Source organism: Flavobacterium enshiense (assembly GCF_040750275.1).
In the GTDB taxonomy this organism is placed as follows: domain Bacteria; phylum Bacteroidota; class Bacteroidia; order Flavobacteriales; family Flavobacteriaceae; genus Flavobacterium; species Flavobacterium enshiense_B.
Window position 1 is genome coordinate 391,635 of record NZ_JBDOCV010000004.1, and the last position, 20,183, is coordinate 411,817.

At 38.5% G+C, this 20,183-nt stretch carries 19 protein-coding genes; 4 read left to right on the forward strand and 15 right to left on the reverse strand.

The window, feature by feature from the left end; translation table 11 throughout:
* Positions 1-15: 15 nt before the first annotated feature.
* The 5 genes from ABGT15_RS08465 to recR form a co-directional block, all read right to left on the reverse strand.
* Complete coding sequence (locus ABGT15_RS08465) at positions 16-1,407, reverse strand: UDP-glucose 6-dehydrogenase (RefSeq protein ID WP_367230992.1); 1,392 nt, start codon at positions 1,405-1,407, stop codon at positions 16-18.
* 3 nt (positions 1,408-1,410) lie between these two features.
* Entirely contained in the window at positions 1,411-2,391 is a 981-nt protein-coding gene (locus tag ABGT15_RS08470; protein WP_367230993.1) for an SDR family oxidoreductase, read from the reverse strand.
* A gap of 159 nt (positions 2,392-2,550) precedes the next feature.
* Positions 2,551-5,004, reverse strand: coding sequence for an exopolysaccharide transport family protein (locus ABGT15_RS08475; protein ID WP_367230994.1), 2,454 nt, complete (start codon positions 5,002-5,004; stop codon positions 2,551-2,553).
* Positions 5,005-5,013: 9 nt separating this feature from the next.
* Positions 5,014-5,808, reverse strand: coding sequence for a polysaccharide biosynthesis/export family protein (locus ABGT15_RS08480; RefSeq protein ID WP_367230995.1), 795 nt, complete (start codon positions 5,806-5,808; stop codon positions 5,014-5,016).
* Positions 5,809-5,892: 84 nt separating this feature from the next.
* A complete protein-coding gene (recR, locus tag ABGT15_RS08485) occupies positions 5,893-6,513 on the reverse strand; it encodes a recombination mediator RecR (RefSeq protein ID WP_367230996.1) in 621 nt (206 codons plus the stop codon).
* An 84-nt stretch (positions 6,514-6,597) separates the two neighbouring features.
* Here recR and ABGT15_RS08490 point away from each other — a divergent pair, with 84 nt between their 5' ends.
* Entirely contained in the window at positions 6,598-8,094 is a 1,497-nt protein-coding gene (locus ABGT15_RS08490) for a sodium:solute symporter (protein WP_367231110.1), read from the forward strand.
* On the opposite strand, the gene ABGT15_RS08495 is transcribed toward ABGT15_RS08490, so the two are convergent.
* A complete protein-coding gene (locus ABGT15_RS08495) occupies positions 8,091-8,447 on the reverse strand; it encodes a CoA-binding protein (RefSeq protein WP_367230997.1) in 357 nt (118 codons plus the stop codon). The genes ABGT15_RS08490 and ABGT15_RS08495 overlap by 4 nt on opposite strands.
* A 146-nt stretch (positions 8,448-8,593) precedes the next feature.
* Here ABGT15_RS08495 and ABGT15_RS08500 point away from each other — a divergent pair, with 146 nt between their 5' ends.
* Entirely contained in the window at positions 8,594-9,217 is a 624-nt protein-coding gene (locus ABGT15_RS08500) for a MarC family protein (protein WP_367230998.1), read from the forward strand.
* A 39-nt stretch (positions 9,218-9,256) separates the two neighbouring features.
* Positions 9,257-10,690, forward strand: a complete 1,434-nt coding sequence (locus ABGT15_RS08505; RefSeq protein ID WP_367230999.1) for an SDR family oxidoreductase — start codon at positions 9,257-9,259, stop codon at positions 10,688-10,690.
* Positions 10,691-10,709: 19 nt separating this feature from the next.
* On the opposite strand, the gene ctlX is transcribed toward ABGT15_RS08505, so the two are convergent.
* Positions 10,710-11,654, reverse strand: coding sequence for a citrulline utilization hydrolase CtlX (gene ctlX, locus ABGT15_RS08510; protein ID WP_367231000.1), 945 nt, complete (start codon positions 11,652-11,654; stop codon positions 10,710-10,712).
* 3 nt (positions 11,655-11,657) lie between these two features.
* Positions 11,658-12,611, reverse strand: a complete 954-nt coding sequence (locus ABGT15_RS08515) for an arginase (RefSeq protein ID WP_367231001.1) — start codon at positions 12,609-12,611, stop codon at positions 11,658-11,660.
* Between the two features lie 247 nt (positions 12,612-12,858).
* Between ABGT15_RS08515 and ABGT15_RS08520 the strand changes: the two genes are divergently transcribed.
* On the forward strand, positions 12,859-13,278 hold the full coding sequence (locus ABGT15_RS08520; RefSeq protein WP_367231002.1) for a hypothetical protein: 420 nt from the start codon (positions 12,859-12,861) through the stop codon (positions 13,276-13,278).
* Between the two features lie 70 nt (positions 13,279-13,348).
* Here the strand turns inward: ABGT15_RS08520 and ABGT15_RS08525 are convergent, their stop codons facing one another.
* The 7 genes from ABGT15_RS08525 to rpsK all read right to left on the reverse strand — a co-directional run bounded on the left by ABGT15_RS08525 (position 13,349) and on the right by rpsK (position 20,173).
* On the reverse strand, positions 13,349-14,632 hold the full coding sequence (locus tag ABGT15_RS08525) for a citrate synthase (protein ID WP_367231003.1): 1,284 nt from the start codon (positions 14,630-14,632) through the stop codon (positions 13,349-13,351).
* A gap of 208 nt (positions 14,633-14,840) precedes the next feature.
* Complete coding sequence (gene eno, locus ABGT15_RS08530; protein WP_367231004.1) at positions 14,841-16,136, reverse strand: phosphopyruvate hydratase; 1,296 nt, start codon at positions 16,134-16,136, stop codon at positions 14,841-14,843.
* A gap of 31 nt (positions 16,137-16,167) precedes the next feature.
* Positions 16,168-17,277 carry a glutamine-hydrolyzing carbamoyl-phosphate synthase small subunit gene (carA, locus tag ABGT15_RS08535; RefSeq protein ID WP_367231005.1) on the reverse strand — a complete coding sequence of 370 codons (1,110 nt, stop codon included), beginning with the start codon at positions 17,275-17,277 and terminating at the stop codon, positions 16,168-16,170.
* Between the two features lie 236 nt (positions 17,278-17,513).
* Complete coding sequence (gene rplQ / locus ABGT15_RS08540; RefSeq protein WP_367231006.1) at positions 17,514-18,017, reverse strand: 50S ribosomal protein L17; 504 nt, start codon at positions 18,015-18,017, stop codon at positions 17,514-17,516.
* 63 nt (positions 18,018-18,080) lie between these two features.
* Positions 18,081-19,073 (reverse strand): DNA-directed RNA polymerase subunit alpha, encoded by a 993-nt coding sequence (locus tag ABGT15_RS08545; protein ID WP_367231007.1) that lies wholly within the window; start codon positions 19,071-19,073, stop codon positions 18,081-18,083.
* A 25-nt stretch (positions 19,074-19,098) separates the two neighbouring features.
* A complete protein-coding gene (gene rpsD / locus ABGT15_RS08550; protein ID WP_367231008.1) occupies positions 19,099-19,704 on the reverse strand; it encodes a 30S ribosomal protein S4 in 606 nt (201 codons plus the stop codon).
* Positions 19,705-19,789: 85 nt separating this feature from the next.
* Positions 19,790-20,173: a 30S ribosomal protein S11 gene (gene rpsK / locus ABGT15_RS08555; protein ID WP_023574076.1), complete on the reverse strand. Its 384-nt coding sequence runs from the start codon at positions 20,171-20,173 to the stop codon at positions 19,790-19,792.
* Between the last annotated feature and the right edge of the window lie 10 nt (positions 20,174-20,183).

Sequence of the window (20,183 nt, forward strand, 5' to 3'; positions counted from 1 at the left end):
GTATTTTAAATCTCCTTATGAACCAATGGATTGATAAATAAATCCAATTTTTTCAAGTTGGGTTTTGTCTAATAAATTTCTTCCGTCGAAAACAAAGGCTGGCTTTAACATACTGTCGTAGATTTGTTGCCAATCGTAGGTTTTAAATTCATCCCATTCTGTTAATACAGCAATGGCATGAGCATTTTCACAGGCGCTGTATGCATTTTTATCAACAACAACATTTTTGGTATTTTCAGTATCAGAACGGGTTTCCAGATAATTTAAATCAAAATAAATCTGTTCACTTTCCACTTTGGGGTCATAAACGGAAATAAGAGCTTGTTCGCTCAATAAATCATCTGCCACATATATCGCTGCAGATTCTCTTGTGTCGTTGGTGTCTTTTTTGAAAGCCCAGCCTAAAAATGCTATTTTTTTACCGGAAACCGTATTGTATAAAGTACTGATAATATTCTTGGCAAAACGTCTTTTCTGGTGATCATTCATGATGATTACCTGTTCCCAATAATCGGCTACTTCATTTAACCCGTATGATTTGGCAATATAAACAAGGTTTAGGATGTCCTTTTGAAAACAAGACCCTCCAAAACCAACAGATGATTTAAGAAATTTTGATCCGATACGACTGTCCATCCCAATAGCCCGTGCTACCTCATTAACGTCGGCACCTGTTTTTTCACACAATTCAGACATCGCATTAATAGAAGAAACTCTTTGGGCCAAAAAAGCATTCGCAGTAAGTTTCGAAAGTTCAGACGACCATACGTTAGTGGTCAAAATTCTTTCCTGAGGTACCCAATTGGCATAAACATTCACCAAAGACTGAATCGCTTTTTTACCTTCCGGTGTGGTATCGCCTCCAATCAAAACCCTGTCCGGAGCGTGTAAATCGGCAACTGCAGTTCCCTCCGCCAAAAATTCCGGATTGGAAAGTATCTGAAAATTAACGCCGTTACCGGTATGATCCAATATATCTTTAATGGCACTGGCAGTTCGCACCGGCAAAGTGGATTTTTCCACTACTATTTTGTCCGTTTTGGAAACACGGGCAATTTGTCGGGCACACAATTCGATGTATTTCAAGTCGGCCGCCATTCCTTTTCCGACCCCATAGGTTTTAGTAGGCGTGTTGACAGAAATGAAAATCATATCTGCCGCATCAATAGCTTTGTCTACTTCCGTGGAAAAGAAAAGATTTCTTCCGCGCGCTTCCTTAACAACCTCAGCCAATCCCGGTTCATAAACAGGTATGTTTTCAACATTTTCATCATTCCAAGCAGCAATTCGCCTTTCATTCAAATCAACTACCGTAACCCTGATATGAGGGCATTTCTGCGCAATGACAGCCATAGTAGGCCCTCCAACATATCCAGCTCCGATACAACAAATATTCTTAACTTCCATACTTTATCGTAAATGTTCCCAATACCATTTGACCGCTTCTTTCAGTCCTTGTGAAATGGAAAATTGAGGATTGTAATTTAATAATTCTTTTGCTTTGTCCACACTGGCCAGGGAATGCGGAATATCTCCAACACGATTAGGCCCATGAACAACTTTTATATTTTTAATTTCGGAATCAAACTCCGATAAATATTCTTTCAGATAGTCTACCAGTTCATTCAGCGTAGTTCTGTCTCCATAAGCCGTATTGTAAACTGTGTTTACGGCATTTTTATCCGAAGTGGTTAAGGCCAGTTCGTTCATATGGATCACATTATCAATATAGGTAAAATCTCTGGAGTAATTTCCGTCTCCATTGATAACGGGGCTTTCATGCTGCATCAACTGCATTACAAATTTCGGAATAACCGCTGCATAGGCTCCGTTAGGATTTTGCTTGCGTCCGAAAACATTAAAATAGCGCAACCCTATCGTTTCAATTCCGTAAGTCTTACTGAAAACATCGGCGTAAAGCTCATTAACATATTTTGTAACGGCATATGGAGAAAGCGGTTTTCCAATCTGGTCTTCAACTTTAGGGAGGGATTCGGAATCGCCATAAGTAGACGAACTTGCCGCATAAATAAAACGTTTTATTCCGGTTTCCTTAGCCGCCTGCAACATGTTTAAAAAACCCGTAACATTCACTTCATTCGACGTAACAGGATCATTAACAGACCGGGGGACCGACCCTAAAGCCGCTTGATGCAATACGTAATCCACTCCATTCAAAGCCTTTAAACACGTGTCATAATCGCGAATATCGCCTTCAATCAAAGTAAAATTTTCATGATCCAAAAACGGCTCAATATTATGCCGAAAACCTGTGGAAAAATTATCCAGACAAATAACAAGATGCCCTTTCGCGAGAAAATATTCACACAAATTAGAACCAATAAAACCGGCACCACCTGTTATAAGAATTGAAAAATTACTACTGGACATCTTTAAAAATTTGCTTGCAAAGATAGTTCAAATTTAAATAAGGCCTTTATCTGGGTACTTATTAATTGCGTTTATATCGCCAATACATCTTCATTAAAAATCGGTTTTAATCGAAAACCAATATTCATGTGTTTTTAAGTGAAATATTTACTGAAAGCACTACTTTTTAGTAAAAAAATCTTTCAGTTTTTCAAGAAATGTTTTAGCCTTTTCCGCTTCCATATATCCGCTTCCGTATGCACCATAGCCATAACCGTAACCATAACCGTAGCCATAACCGTATTTCGCTTTGTTTTCAAATCCATTCAAGACTATACTGATGTTGTGTAATTCCCCTCTTTTGTGTTTCTCATTCACAATTGACAACATGGCTTTTTTAGTAAAGTTCTGACGGGCCACATACAAGGTTGCATCACAATATTGCGCTAATTCAAGTGCATCCGCAACTAAACCTACCGGCGGTGTATCCAAAATAATATATTCATACTGTTCCTTGAGTTCTTCTATCATTTCCTTCATGGAATCCCCAAGAATTAATTCGGAAGGATTGGGAGGTATAGGCCCCGATGTAATTACATCCAAATGAGGAATATGAGTATTCTGAATAACCTCATTGATGGTTTTCTGCCCAATAAGGTAATTTACAGCTCCTATATTATTTTGAATGTTAAAATCTCCAAAAATTCTCGGCTTTCTTAAATCTAGCCCCACGATTACAGTTTTTTTCTCACTCAAAGCAAATACCGTAGCCATATTGATGGAGCAAAACGTCTTCCCTTCTCCGCCGACAGACGAGGTTAGCATCAATATTTTGGTATCAGACACCTTTTGCTTCTTGTACATGTACTGCAATGACGAACGTATAGCTCGGAACGATTCCGCCAAAGGTGATTTAGGTTTCTCAAAAACAGACAAATTGTTCTCCGTATTTTTCTTCCCGACTACACCTATTATTGGAATTTTAGTAAGTTTTTCGATATCATCGGTAGTATGAATACTGTTATCCAAAATTGTAATCACCAAGACTACAGACAACGGAATCAAAATCCCCAACAATAAAGCCAAAATATAATTAACACTGGTTTTAGGTCCTAAAAGCCCGCCGCCGGTATCTTTGGCTGTATCAACAAATTCAATATCTGATATATTTGCCGCTTTTACGATATTCGCTTCGCTTCTTTTTTGCAAAAAGGTATTGTAGATGTTCTCTCCTAAATCGTACTTACGGGTAATCTTCAAAAGGTCCTGCTGATCTTCCGGCAATGTTTTAATGGTACTTTCGGTTTGGCCAATATTACGATTGATTAAAGACAAATCATATTGCAAAACTCCTTTCGCCGTATTAATATTTTCCAGTAAAACCCGCTTCACAGCATCCATTTCGCGGTCAAATTCCTTAAAGATTTTTTCACTTTTTACGGAATAAGCCATTTCGGAACGCTCCGTGGAAAGCAATATCAATTTACCTACATTATTAATAATGTTCGGATCTTCAATACCGGCAACCGTAGGCGCAGGCAATTTGGAATAATCAGTACTGCTTCTCAAGTAACTCGCCAAGGAATTATAATAGTTTATCTTTCTTAAAATCCCATCTCTTTCCACATCAAAACCGGTAAGTTTCTCTGTAAGTCGCTCTCCCCCAGCTTCCAGCTCAAATACATTTTTATTTTTTCGAAAATCTTTTAATTCATCTTCCGTATTTTTCAATTGCCCTTCCATAGCCAATAAAGTGCTGTCAATAAAGGCAATGGTATTAATCGCAAATTGGTTTTTAGCATCCAATTGCTTCTTCTTTAAAACCGTTATTGTAGTGTTTAAATAATCTACCAAACGTTTCTTATTGGTTCCCTGTAAAGCTATTCGAATAATGGACCCGGCTTTAGGGTCGGCATCTACACCAATCCCCTTATATCGGGCAACGGTTCCGTCAAAATCATTAAAGCGGATAAAATATTCGCTCCCTTTATAAAAACCGGCCTCTGGCAAAACAAACAGTTTCAGATTCAAAAAAGGCAGATCCACCTTTTCACCCACTTTATATTTTTTTACAAATTCCCCTGTCTGAACATTTGCTTTATCGCTTGTATTCTGCGCATATAAAAAGGTACCGACAGATGAATTCTCAAAATTTATTTTAACCTGATATTCAGATTCCGATAGAAATTTAATACTGATGGGAATACCGGCAAGCTGTTCTCTAGTTTTATCTATTTCGATATAAAAAGGCACTTCTCCGTAGGCGTCTACCAAATTGTATTTCCCTTGTTTCAGATAATCGATATAGAAATTGAGGCGTTCCACTACAGCTTCATTATGCGATCTGGATCGTAAAGCTGTAATGATGGTTTGTACCTTATCAGATGTACCTCCCCAGTTAAAGGTTAAACTGGTGTTTGACGTAAAAAAAGGATTATTTTCATCTTTCACCACAATAGAGGCATCCATCCCAAAGATTCTCTCTTTTCGTATATTTACCTGATAAGCTATGGTAAAAGTAATGATAAGCGACACCAAAAACCATTTCCAATAGCTCATTATTTTGACAAAAAAGCCTTTAAAATCAAAGCTGTTCTGATTCTCAAAAAAGGTAAAATCTTTAACGTCTAACATGCTGTTGTTTTATAAGTTTTTAAGTAACAGAAAAGTTGTGGAAACCAACGACAATGCGGTAATAATTGTAGCGATTGACTGCATCCCTGTAGTTCCGGTCCCCCATGATTTCTGCTTAAGTGGCTTAATGTAAATATAATCATTGGGTTGAATAAAATACTGTGGCGACTGCATAGCTTTAGCATCGGTCAAATCTATGGTATGCGTTTCCGTACCGTGTGGATACTGACGGATAATCACTACTTCTTTTCGGTTTCCGGTCATGGTAATGTCTCCGGAATTAGCAATCGCTTCCATAATGGTCGCCTTATCCTGAAAAAGGGTTTTCGTACCTGGACTTGCAATTTCTCCATTCACGGTATAACGCAAACCGGCCAGTTTTACAGTCACAAAAATATTTGCTTCACTTTTAAAGTGCTCTTCCAACAGTTGCTTTTCTATTTTAATTCTGATTTCATCCAAAGTATACCCCAAAACATTAACCTCCCCTAAAACAGGAATGCGTATGTTTCCGTGATCGTCCACTGTAAACCCATTAAAATAGAGGCTTTGTTCGGATTGCGTCTGGGCTCCCTGTTGTTCTGAAGGATTAAACATCCCTACTAATTTCTGATCCAGTGCCTTAATACTCAGTGTCAAGATATCATTCACCTGAACCCTGTATGGTTTATGCAAAACAGGAGCAACAGCTACAGAAAGACTATCCTGCTGCTTATTTTGAAGATATACCAATTCTTTATTTGAAATACAGGAAACGGATGTAAAAGCAACCAGTATATACAGAAGAAAAACAACTTTTCTCATTAACATTTTATTAGAAAAAAAACAAATATAGTTTTTCAATTGAAATTATTAAACTTTTCAGCGATAATAAACCAAAAAGTAACATCACTTGCTATTCAAAGAGTTCTCAAAAGGAATGCGCTGAATCAAACTTCTTCCCAAAGTAACTTCATCGGCATACTCCAATTCATCACCAATTGCAATACCACGCGCGATTGCTGAAGTAGTAACATTGAAATCTTTAATTTGTTTATAAATGTAAAAATTGGTAGTATCACCTTCCATTGTTGAACTTAACGCAAAAATAACTTCTCTCACTGTTCCTGATTTTACTTTCTCGACCAGAGTTACAATATTCAGCTGACTGGGGCCGACGCCATCAATGGGAGAAATTTTGCCACCCAAAACATGGTACAATCCTTTAAAAATACCGGTATTTTCCAGAGCCATTACATCACGGACATCTTCCACTACACAAATTACCGACTGATCTCTGGAAGAATTAGCGCATATCTCACAAATATCGATATCCGAAATATTATGGCAGCTTTTACAGAATTTTATCGAATCACACATGTTCAGCAAAGCCGAAGTAAGCAACTCTGTCTGCTCTTTTGGCTGTTTAAGCAGGTGTAATACCAAGCGTAAAGCCGTCCTTTTACCAATACCTGGTAACTGCGACATTTCGTTAACCGCTTTCTCTAATAGTTTTGAAGAAAATTCCATCTCACAAAAGTAGTTATTTTGAAAATTACCCAATTTGAAAATATGAAGATTATTTATGTAAATTGGCTTCCTAAATTTTACGCAATGACATCGGCAACCATACTTACCATTATTATTATTTATTTTGGGCTTTTAATCCTGATTTCCAACATCGTAAGTAAAAAAGACCATAGTAACGACACCTTTTTTAAAGCAAACAAAAATTCAAAATGGTATTTGGTAGCCTTTGGAATGATCGGTACAGCGCTATCCGGCGTGACTTTTATATCCGTTCCCGGTGAAGTAGGAAATCCGGATTTACAATTCAAGTATTTTCAGTTTATTTTGGGAAATGCCATCGGATTCATCATCATTGCCAAAGTATTGCTGCCGCTGTATTATCGCATGAATCTGACTTCCATTTACGGGTACATCGAACAACGACTGGGTACCATCAGCTACAAAACATCAGCCATAATCTTCTTAATCAGCAGAACCATCGGCTCCGCTTTTCGCTTATATTTAGTAGTGATTGTTTTGCAGCGTTATGTTTTTGACGATTTTAACATCCCTTTTGCGGCAACTTCACTGATTTCTCTTGGTTTGATTTTCGCTTACACTTACCGAGGCGGATTAAAAACCATCATCATTACCGATACTTTGCAAACATTCTTTTTGGTGTTATCGGTTTTCTTAACCATCATTTTTGTGTGTCAAAGTTTGGATTTTAGTGCAGTAGAAGCGTTCGAAGCGGTGAAAAACAGTCAGTATTCCAAAATATTTTTTTATGAAGATTACCTGCAAGGCAATTATGTCGTGAAGCAAATTTTGGGAGGAATCTTTGTAACCATCGCCATGGTAGGATTGGATCAGGATTTGATGCAGAAGAATTTAAGCTGTAAAAACATCGGGGAAGCCCAGAAAAACATGTTCACCTTTACGGGAATCTTTGTGCTTATCAACATCTTCTTTTTAAGTGTTGGGGCATTACTCTATATGTATGCGGAGAAAAACGGCATCAGTATTCCAATGGTAGACGGAGTAGCCCGTACCGATTATCTTTTCCCGGAAATTGCCTTCAAGCATTTAAGTATCGTCCCGGCTGTAATTTTCCTATTGGGTTTAACCGCTGCCACATTCGCTACAACAGATAGTGCCTTAACCGCTTTAACTACATCATTTTGCGTGGATTTTTTAGGTATGGATAAAGCCGAAAATGCCAACAACCTGAAAACCGTTAAAACCAGACACATGGTACATCTTGCCTTTTCGTTTTTGATGTTTTTAGTAATTTTGGTGTTCAACTCACTGAATGACAAGTCTGTGGTAACCATGATTTTCACCGTTGCCGGATATACTTATGGTCCACTTTTAGGATTGTACGGTTTCGGATTGTTTGTAAAATCGAAAACCGTTAATGACAAATTGGTTCCTTTAGTTTGTATTTTGTCTCCAATGGTTACTTATTTTATCAATGCAAATTCCAAAGAATGGTTTGGCGGATATGCCTTTTCATTTGAACTGATTATTGTAAACGGATTGATCACCCTACTTGGTTTATTCCTGATCAGTAAACCTGCAACGGGACAAACTCGTTTTTAAAACTGATTGGTACTCAGTAAAACCAAAGTACAAGCCGCTTCAAAAGGAATGTTGTTTTGAATTAAGATTTCAAAAAACTCAGGGTTTTCCGTTCCGGGGTTGAACAATACACGCTTTGGTTTTAAACCGATAACATAATCGTAATATTCTTTTTGCCGCAAGGGATTAAGATACAGAGATACCGTATGAATATCTTCAAAAAGACGCTTTTCCGTTTCGATGTTTACATTTCCAATAGTTCCTTGATGCCCACCAATAGCTACCACTTCATGATTATTACGCAGTAAACTATTAACTGCCAGAAAGGAATATCGTTCAGGATGATCAGAAGCTCCGATGACCAATGTTTTCATAGCAAATATTTTTTTTAAAGTTACAGTTTTTATCCTTTTTTTCCTATTTTAGTCAAAACAAGACTTTCACCTATTAAGGTAATCTTTCCTTAAACATAAATTTACCCTAATAGGAAGACCTAAAAATTAATTTTGCAATAAAAACCATGGAATTATTTGTTTACATTTTTGCCGCCTTATTTTCAGTATTAAACCCACTTGGAGCCATTCCTATTTACGTAGGATTAACAGAACACGATTCTCAATCGGAACGTTTTAGAACTTCACTCTGGACTGCAATTAATGTTTTTATTATTTTAATTATTTCCTTTTTTGTAGGTGAGTATGTAATTAAGTTTTTCGGAATCAGTATTGACGCATTGCGTATTGCGGGAGGGCTAGTTATTGCCAGTTCCGGTTTTGCGCTATTGAGCGGGAAATTCAGCAAAAAAAGAGGGGTAAACAAAAAAGTAACCCACGATGCCCAAACCCGAAATGACATTGCTTTAACTCCTTTAGCCATGCCAATTCTTGCAGGGCCGGGTTCAATATCCTTATTAATTGCTTTCTATCAGGATTATCCGGATTATCTAGACAAAGGAATTATCTGTTTATCAATACTTGCCGTTGCTTTTGCAATTTTCGTCATTCTAAGAAGTGGTCACTATCTGTCTAAATTATTGGGAGCTTCCGGAATTGTAGCCATTTCAAGAATCATTGGTTTTTTTGTGATCGCTATAGGCGTACAGTACATCAGCAGTGCAATCGTAAATATTTTCAAAACGATTTAAGAAACATAACTTTTTGTACCTTTAAGTAATTTTGACGCAATGAAAATTTTACTTACGGGTGCAAACGGCTACATTGGCCAAAGACTTCTCCCTGAACTGTTGGCTCAGGGACACGATGTTGTTTGCGCAGTAAGAGACCGCAATCGTTTAGGACTGAATCCCGAAACACTAAAAAAAATCAGTATATGGGAGGTTGATTTTCTGAAAAACCCCACTTTTGAAAACATCCCCGACAACCTAGACATTGCTTACTATCTGATTCACTCCATGTCTTCCTCCACCCATTTTTTTGATCGTATGGAAGCCGAGGCAGCGCAAAATTTCAACAGCTACATGAGGGCAATTGGGACAACTCAGGTAATCTACCTAAGCGGTATTTCCAACAGTAAGACATTATCCAAACACTTACAATCGAGGCATAATGTTGAAAAGATTCTTAGTTCGGAACCTTACAAGATAACGGTTTTAAAAGCCGGTATTGTTGTTGGTTCCGGAAGTTCGTCATTTGAAATCATCCGTGATTTATGCGAGAAACTTCCCGTTATGATTACCCCTAAATGGGTACTTACCAAAACACAACCCATTGCTGTCCGAAATGTAATCGAGTATCTTATTGGCGTTCAATTACGTGAAGACTGCTACAATCAATCGTTTGACATTGGCGGTCCAGAAGTACTTACTTATAAAGACATGATACAGCAATACGCTAAAAATCGCGGTTTGAAAAATTGGATTTTTACGGTACCTGTCATGACTCCAAAACTATCTTCTTATTGGCTGTATTTTGTCACTTCCACATCTTACAAATTAGCCTGCAATCTTGTTGACAGCATGAAGGTTGAAGTTGTTAGCGAAGACAACCGTTTAGAAAACATTCTTAACATAAAGCCCATTTCTTATAATGACGCCATCAGTTTGGCCTTTCATAAAATTGAACAGAATCTGGTACTTTCCAGTTGGAAGGATAGTTTGGCGAGTAGTCGCTTCAAAAAAAATCTAACTGAATTTATACAAGTCCCTACTTACGGCTGCCTAAAAGACCACCAGAGTATTAAAGTACAGGATCTTGAATCAACACTACAGAACATCTGGTCCATAGGAGGCGAAAAAGGCTGGTATTACGGAAACTGGATGTGGGAACTGCGCGGGATTCTTGACAAAATCTTTGGCGGTGTAGGACTTAGACGCGGGCGCACCCATCCCCACCATTTGGACAATGGTGATGCCCTTGATTTTTGGCGCGTTTTATTAGCCGACAAAGAAAACAAACGCCTTTTATTATTTGCAGAAATGCGCCTACCCGGAGAAGCCTGGCTGGAATTCCGAATTGATAAAAACAACATTTTACACCAAACTGCTACCTTCAGACCAAAGGGACTTAAGGGCAGACTTTATTGGTATACCATGCTTCCTTTCCACTTTTTTATCTTTGAAGGTATGATCCGAAATATCGCTACTCGAAAAGACAAATAAAATGACCTTCTAAAAAACATTACTCTTCTTCCTGAAGCGGTAAAAACACTTCCACCATCATGCAACGGGCACTTCCGCCACCGTGGGTTTCAATCGTGGTCAAATCGGAGTTTATAATTTCACCATGCTTTTCCAAAACCTTAAGCTGGACTGGTGTAAAGCTTTTAAAGGCTGATTCACTCATTACAATAAATCGTTTGTCATCGTCGCCTCTAACCTGAAGTATATTTGCTGCAAAACAATTCACTTGTTCTTCGGTTATCAAAACGATTTCTTTCCCATCAGACCTCAAACAGTCTAAAACCATTTTACGCTCTTTGGCATCGTCAATACTGTCTGCACAAATTACGGCAAATTTCTCCCCAACAGACATCATCACATTGGTGTGATAAATCGGCTTGCGTTCACCGTTTACAGTTTGGAAGGCATCAAAAATTACAGGGTCCATTTCGAAATCCTCGCAAAATTCAATCATTAATTCTTCATCAGAACGCGGTGAAACAGCACAATAGGCTTTTCCGTTTTCACGGTCTAACACCAAACTTCCGGTTCCTTCCAGAAAAACATTATCATTTTCTGCAGCGGAATAATCCACTAATTGTTCTATATAAAAACCATTCTCCTCTAAAATATCCAGCAGATCATCGCGACGTTCCATACGCCTGTTTTCGGCAAACATCGGATAAAGAGTCACCTCGGCACTTTCATGAAAAGAAATCCAGTTGTTAGGAAAAATACTGTCCGGTGTATCCGGCGTGGCCGTATCGTCAACCACAATAACATTTACACCTGCTTCTTCCAACTTTAACACCAATCTGTCAAATTCAGCTTGCGCTTTTGCGTTAACCGAAGCTGGCAAAAGCCCGCTTTCACTCTTTTGATAATAATTATTTACCGCAGTTTGCTCATTTCTTCGAAAGGCAACCGGACGAATCATTACAATGGTATTAGTGGTTTGTCGCATAAATTACTTTTTTAATTCTTCTGCAATGGATTCTACAATATCCAATGTTATTTCCGCCATCACATTGATCTTCTCATCCAAACACGGGTTCACTTCAACGACTTCTATACAAACGGTTTTATCATTCTTGGCAAAATGCAACAATATAGCCTTTGCTTCTTCTGGAGATAATCCGTTGTCAACCGGAGTTCCTGTTCCATGTGAGGTCATATCAGGATCCATCGAATCCACATCAAAAGATACATAAATAATATCGCAATCTCTAAGTTTTTCCTCAATTTCTGTTACAACCACTTCAACACCTTTGGCGCGTACTTCAGCTACTTCATAATTTTTAACCGCCAAACGGTTTAAAACAGCATCTTCCTGTTCTTCGGTATCTCTTACTGCAATATAGACTAAATCTTCAGGGGTGATTTTAGGCGTGATTCCTCCGATATGTTTCAGCGCATTCCAAAAAGTAACCGTTTCCTCATCAACATCGTTTATCCTAGACTCCAGATTATCGATAGCCAATGCAGTTGCCAAAGGCATACCGTGCATGTTTCCCGAAGGGGTTGTATACGGTGTATGAATATCCGCATGGGCATCAATCCAAACCACACCAAGTCGCTTATTAGGATAAGCAGATTTGATACCCGCAATCGTACCTCCGGCAGAACCGTGATCGGCTGCCAAAATAATCGGAAAAGAATCATTGCTGAGAATTGCCGACACCCTTTCGTTCAACACGGAATAAACAGCCGAAAGTCCGTCAATTCGTTTTGCAAAACGATGTAAAGCAGGCTTATCCAACAAATCGTTTTGACTTAATATTTTTTCAACTTTGTTTTCTCCAAAAATAAAGCTCCCTTTTTTCCGGGCAGCAGTCATGATGGCATCTGGCCCTAAAGAGGCTCCTCGTGTACCGGCGGTAATTTCAGATTTGTTTATCAGAAAAATAATATCCTTATTCATAAAAGTCTATGTTCGAACCCGAAAGTATTGAAAAATAACACTCGTGTAAAAATTCGTTATTTTCAGGCTTTTGACAAAGATAGAAAAAGGGCTCTGATAAAAGAAAAAGATACAGCAAAATAAGTCACGAACAAACACAACAAACAGTCAATCAAATATTTAAATTATTATTACTTTTTAGATTTTTACCTTTTATAAGGTAATTCCTAAGCTGTTTTTTAGTACATTTGATAAAAACAGTAAAATTATGGGACTATCAAGTTTTTTCAGTTCGCTGTTCGGTACAGCCAAAAAAAGTACCGAAAATTTAAGCGAGAATGTTTCCAGTATGGCTGACACAGCTGTGGATAAAGTTGAATCGTTTGCCAAAGAAGCTTCCGAAAAAGTTACCGAAATGGCAGACAAAGCCGAACAAAAGTTTGAAGAATTAGGCGTAAAAGATTCCTTAAACAATTTTGTGGATTCTGCGAAAGAAACCGCTTCAAAAGCTGCCGACTGGGTGGAAGAAAAAGCGCATGAAGCTAGTGAAGCCATCTCCGGTATGGTAGACAACGTTGAAAATAAAGTTGAAGAAACTATCGACACTCCTGTAGAAGAAAAAACCGCTGAAGCCCCTCAGGAAGAAAAGGCAACCGAAAATCCGGAAGAAGAAAAACCGGCTGAATAATTTTAGTAGTAGTAAAAAAAATAAAAAGTCCCGATTGCTCGGGACTTTTTTATTGTGATCGAATAATTAATTATCTCTCGTTCATTGATTTAAACGGACGTAAAGGCGCTCCCACATACACCTGACGTGGACGTCCGATAGGCTCTTTGTTTACGCGCATTTCTTTCCACTGAGCAATCCATCCCGGCAAACGTCCGATAGCAAACAATACCGTGAACATATCGGTAGGAATTCCTAATGCACGGTAAATAATACCGGAATAGAAATCTACGTTTGGATATAAGTTTCTTGATTTGAAATATTCATCCTGTAAAGCCGACTCTTCTAATTTCTTAGCGATGTTTAAAATTGGATCGTTTACACCTAATTCTGCCAACACTTCATCTGCAGCTTTTTTGATGATTTTTGCTCTTGGGTCGAAGTTTTTGTATACACGGTGTCCGAAGCCCATTAAGCGGAACGGATCGTTTTTGTCTTTTGCTTTTGCCAAGTATTTTTCAGCATCGCCACCGTCTTTTTGAATTTCTTCCAACATTTCCAATACCGCCTGATTTGCTCCTCCGTGAAGTGGTCCCCACAGTGCAGAAACACCTGCTGAAATGGATGCAAATAATCCCGCATGAGACGATCCAACCATTCTTACTGTAGATGTGGAACAGTTTTGCTCATGATCTGCGTGAAGGATGAACAACTTATCCAAAGCATTCACAACCACCGGATTAATAGTATAAGGACCTGTTGGCAACTCAAACATTAAACGCAAGAAGTTCTCTACATATCCTTTAGTATTGTCGTAATAGTTTAATGGAAAACCAGAACTCTTACGGAATGTCCAGGTAGCCAAAACAAGGAATTTCCCCATTGTTTTACACACTGCATCATACATTTCCTTTTCATTCTCTACATTCACCACTTTAGGGTTAAATGCCGTTAACGCACTGGTTAAGGAAGATAAAACACCCATTGGGTGAGCTGTCTTAGGAAAACCATCAATGATGTTTTTCATCTCCTCATTTACCAAAGTATATTTACGGATATCTGTTTCGAATTGCTCTAACTGTTTTGCAGTAGGCAGCTCTCCGAAAATCACCAAATACGATACTTCCAAAAAGTTGGCTTTTTCTGCTAAGTCTTCGATGGCATATCCTCTGTAACGAAGGATTCCTTCTTCTCCGTCAAGGAAAGTAATTTCACTCTGACAAGATCCTGAATTTTTGTACCCTGGGTCTAAAGTAATTGCTCCGGTAGCAGCTCGTAGCTTCTCAATATCGATAGCAACCTCATTCTCACTTCCCACGATAACTGGAAACTCATATTTGTTGCCATCAATTTCTAATATTGCAGTTTTCGACATGTTTGTATTAGGAATTAAATGTAATTATTTTTTGTTCCTTGCGAATTTAAGAAAATCAATTCGAATTAAAAAGAAAAAATCACAGTGAAATCGTTAATTATTAGGTAAATTTCAATGTCTTTTTTAACAATTACGCAACAACCTTTCTTAAAAAACAAAAAACCTGACAGTATAACACTATCAGGTTCAGCTTTTAACTTAAAAAATATTATTTCTTCACTTTAAACGCTTTCTCTTTCGGGAAATACGCCACTTCTGCCAATTCTTCTTCAATTCTTAAAAGTTGGTTGTATTTTGCCATACGATCCGAACGGGAAGCCGATCCTGTTTTGATTTGCCCACAATTTAATGCCACAGCCAAATCAGCAATCGTGTTATCTTCTGTTTCTCCGGAACGGTGTGACATAACAGACGTATAACCAGCATTATGTGCCATATTCACTGCTGCAATAGTTTCCGTTAAGGTACCGATTTGGTTTACTTTGATCAGGATGGAGTTTGCGATGTTCTGCTCGATTCCTTGTGACAATCTTTGCACATTGGTTACAAACAAGTCATCTCCTACCAATTGCACTTTATCTCCGATTTTCTCAGTCAACAATTTCCAACCGTTCCAATCGTCTTCGTACATACCGTCTTCGATGGAAATGATTGGGTATTTTGCAGCTAATTCAGCCAAATAACTTGCTTGTTCTTCAGAGGTTCTGATTTTACCTGTTTCCCCTTCAAATTTTGTATAATCGTATTTTCCGTTTACGTAAAATTCTGAAGCGGCACAATCCAAAGCGATCATAATATCGTCGCCGAAAGTATAACCCGCATTTTCAACAGCTAATTTGATAGAATCCAAAGCATCTTCAGTTCCTCCGGCTAAATTTGGCGCAAAACCACCTTCGTCACCTACTGCAGTAGAAAGATTTCTATCGTGTAAAACTTTTTTAAGGTTATGGAAGATTTCCGTTCCCATTTGCATCGCCTGAGTAAAATTTTGGGCTTTAACCGGCATGATCATGAATTCCTGAAACGCGATTGGCGCATCGGAGTGCGAACCACCATTGATGATGTTCATCATCGGAACCGGAAGCGTATTGGCAGAAACACCACCCACATAACGATACAAAGGCAAACCTAATTCATTAGCTGCTGCTTTAGCCACAGCCAAGGAAACGCCCAAAATTGCGTTAGCACCTAAATTCGATTTATTAGGAGTACCGTCTAATTCGATCATCATTTTATCGATGGCATTTTGCTCAAAAACAGACATTCCCACCAATTCAGAAGCAATAGTCGTGTTTACATTTTCAACGGCTTTCAAAACACCTTTACCCATAAAAGCTTTTCCTCCATCGCGTAATTCTACCGCTTCGTGTTCTCCGGTTGAGGCTCCAGACGGAACTGCAGCTCTTCCTAAAATCCCGTTTTCAGTAACCACATCAACTTCAACTGTTGGATTTCCTCTTGAATCTAATATTTGTCTCGCGTGAATTTTAATGATCATGCTCATATTTATCGTAATTAGTCGTTTGTAAATAGAATTAGTTTTTAGCTGCTTTGATATTGGCAACGAAATCGTCGAACAAGTAACGGGCATCGTGTGGACCAGGACTTGCTTCCGGGTGGTATTGCACCGAGAACACCGATTTGCTTTTCATTCGCATTCCCGCAACGGTACCATCGTTTAAGTGCAAATGGGTGATTTCAAAATCCGGATGCTTTTCCAATTCTTCGCGCACTACGGCAAAACCGTGATTTTGAGAAGTGATTTCTCCACGATTCGTGATAACGTTCATTACCGGGTGATTGATTCCACGGTGACCGTTGAACATTTTATACGTGGAAATTCCGTTAGCCAAAGCTAAGGTTTGATGCCCCAAACAAATTCCGAACACCGGTTTGTCTGTCGCAATGATTTGTCGTGCTACTTCCTGAACTCCTGTTAACGGTTCTGGGTCCCCAGGCCCATTGGACAAAAAGTATCCGTCAGGATTGAATGCTTTTAATTCTTCAAAAGTGGCATTGTAAGGATAAACTTTTATGTAGCAGTCTCTTTCAGCCAAGCAACGCAAGATATTGGTTTTGATTCCCAAGTCTAAAGCGGCTACTTTATAAGTTGCATTTTCATCCCCGAAGAAATAAGGCTCTTTCGTAGAAACGGCTGAAGCCAATTCCAAGCCTTTCATATTAGGCACTTCGGAAAGTTGCTTTTTCAATTCCTCTAACGGGGTTCCATCAGTACATATTACAGCGTTTTGTGCGCCGTTATCACGGATATACGCAACTAGTGCACGGGTATCAACGTCTGAAATGGCCACCAAATTTACTTTTTCAAAGTATTCCAACAAACTGCCTTCTGCATCAGGACGGGAATAGTTGAAACTGAAATTTTTACAAACCAGACCGGCAATTTTGATGCTGTCGGAATCGGTTTCGTCGGCATGCACCCCATAGTTTCCGATATGCGCGTTGGTCGCCACCATGATTTGACCGTAATAAGAAGGGTCAGTAAAAATCTCTTGGTATCCGGTCATTCCGGTGTTAAAACAAACTTCACCAAACGTTTTTCCTTCAATCCCTATGGATTTACCGTAGAAAACAGTTCCGTCGTTTAACAATAAAATGGCCTGATTACGATTTGAATACTTCATTGTTGTTGTGTTGTAAAAAGTTGTGCAAATTTAGGTTAAATTATTGCTTTTTGAAAATTTCGTTTAAAAGAAGCCAATAGTTTTTTGCTAGCCCCGATGGGAGCGGCACGCAGTAGAGCGGACAGCGGGAAAATGGCTTAAACAATTCCAAACCGTTTTACTTCCCAAAAAACCAAAAAAAAAGGACAAACTTAAAAAGTTCATCCTTAATTTTATTGAAAATCAGTGTTTCATGATTATTCAGTAGCTTCTGTATTTTCTGTTGCATCAGCCGCAGGTGCTTCTGGAGTGGCAGCAGGAGCCTCAGTAGTTTCAGCTTTTTTAGCTTTACCACGACGCGTTGTTGCTTTTTTCACTTCTTTCTTACCTCCGTTGTACAATTCGTTGAAATCTACTAACTCGATCATTGCCATATCAGCGTTATCCCCAAGACGGTTTCCTAACTTGATGATACGTGTGTATCCTCCCGGACGGTCACCTACTTTAGCAGCTACTTCTCTGAATAACTCAGTTACAGCGTATTTGTTTCTCAAATAAGTAAAAACAATACGACGGTTGTGAGTTGTATCTTCTTTAGATTTTGTTACCAAAGGCTCTACAAACTGCTTAAGCGCTTTTGCTTTAGCAACTGTAGTGTTGATACGTTTGTGCTCGATTAACGAACAAGCCATGTTAGCCAACATAGATTTTCTATGTCCAGCTTGTCTGCTTAAATGATTTACTTTTTTTCCGTGTCTCATGACGTACTTTTTTTAACCTTCATCTTGCTTCAATCCGCTTTGGAGCGCAAAATATGAAGTAATTTATTCTTTATCTAATTTGTATTTAGCCAAATCCATTCCGAAAGTAAGCCCTTTAACCGCTACTAGTTCATCTAGTTCAGTTAAAGATTTTTTACCGAAATTACGGAACTTCATTAAGTCATTCTTGTTGAACGACACTAAATCGCCAAGTGTTTCAACTTCAGCTGCTTTCAAACAGTTTAATGCTCTTACTGATAAGTCCATATCCACAAGCTTAGTTTTAAGCAATTGTCTCATATGTAATGACTCTTCGTCATAAGACTCCGTTTGAGCAATTTCATCCGCTTCAAGTGTAATTCTTTCGTCAGAAAACAACATAAAGTGATGAATCAACGTTTTCGCCGCTTCTGTTAACGCATCTTTTGGATGGATTGAACCGTCTGTGATGATTTCAAAAACTAACTTTTCGTAGTCTGTTTTTTGCTCCACACGGAAGTTTTCAATTGCATATTTTACGTTCTTTACTGGAGTGTAAATGGAATCCGTAAAAATAGTTCCAATCGGTGCGTTTTGTTTTTTATTTTCTTCAGCCGGAACATAACCACGACCTTTCTCGATAGTCAATTCCATGTTGATTGTAATCTTGCTATCTAAATTGCAGATTACCAATTCTGGGTTCAACACTTGGAAACCAGAAATAAATTTTTGGAAATCCCCAGCCGTTAATTGATCTTTTCCTGAGAAAGCGATAGATACAGATTCGTTATCGATATCCTCAATCTGACGTTTGAAACGCACTTGTTTAAGGTTTAAGATAATTTCTGTAACATCTTCAACCACACCGGAAATTGTAGAGAATTCGTGATCTACTCCTTCAATACGAACCGAAGTGATTGCATACCCTTCCAAAGAAGAAAGCAATACACGTCTTAAAGCGTTACCAACTGTCAATCCGTATCCCGGCTCTAAAGGTCTGAATTCAAACTTACCTTCAAAATCGGTGGAATCGATCATGATAACTTTATCGGGCTTTTGAAAATTGAATAATGCCATATTTGTTTTCGACTGCTGTCAGTTATTATTTGTTGTACAACTCTACGATTAACTGTTCTTTAATGTTTTCCGGAATCTGAAGTCTTTGAGGAACAGAAACAAAAGTTCCCTCTTTAGTATCATTATTCCAAGTAATCCACTCGTAAACAGCACTAGAATTAGATAACGAACGCTCGATAGCTTCTAGAGATTTAGATTTCTCACGAACCGCGATTTTATCACCAGGACGTAAGTGGTAAGAAGGAATATTCACTACTTCTCCATTTACTGTGATATGACGGTGAGAAACGATTTGACGAGCTGCACGACGAGAAGGTGCGATACCCATTCTGTAAACCACGTTGTCTAAACGAGCCTCACAAAGTTGTAAAAGAATTTCACCAGTTACTCCTTTAGAAGCAGCTGCTTTTTCGTATAATCCTCTGAATTGACGCTCCAAAATACCGTAAGTATATTTCGCTTTTTGCTTTTCCATTAACTGAACAGCATATTCAGATTTTTTACCTCTTTTTTTAGCCAAACCATGTTGACCAGGAGGGTAATTTCTTTTTTCGAAGGCTTTGTCATCTCCGAAGATCGCTTCACCGAATTTACGGGCGATTTTTGTTTTTGGACCAGTATATCTTGCCATTGCTAAATAAATAAAAAAGGTAGGGATTATGAATTCAGGTCTTATCCTCCGATAATCGTACTCCTACCTTTGGTTATACTATAAATTAAACTCTTCTTCTCTTTGGAGGACGACATCCGTTGTGTGGCATTGGAGTTACGTCGATGATTTCGGTAACTTCAATTCCTCCGTTGTGAATGGATCTGATTGCAGACTCTCTTCCGTTTCCTGGACCTTTAACGTAAACTTTTACTTTTTTAAGTCCAGCTTCTAACGCTACTTTGCTACAATCTTCTGCTGCCATCTGAGCTGCATATGGAGTATTCTTTTTAGAACCTCTGAAGCCCATTTTACCAGCTGAAGACCAAGAAATAACTTCACCTTTCTTGTTAGTTAACGAGATGATGATGTTGTTAAAAGTTGCATTAATATGAGCCTCGCCTGTTGATTCAACGATCACTTTACGTTTTTTTGTACTTGCCTTAGCCATACTACTACTT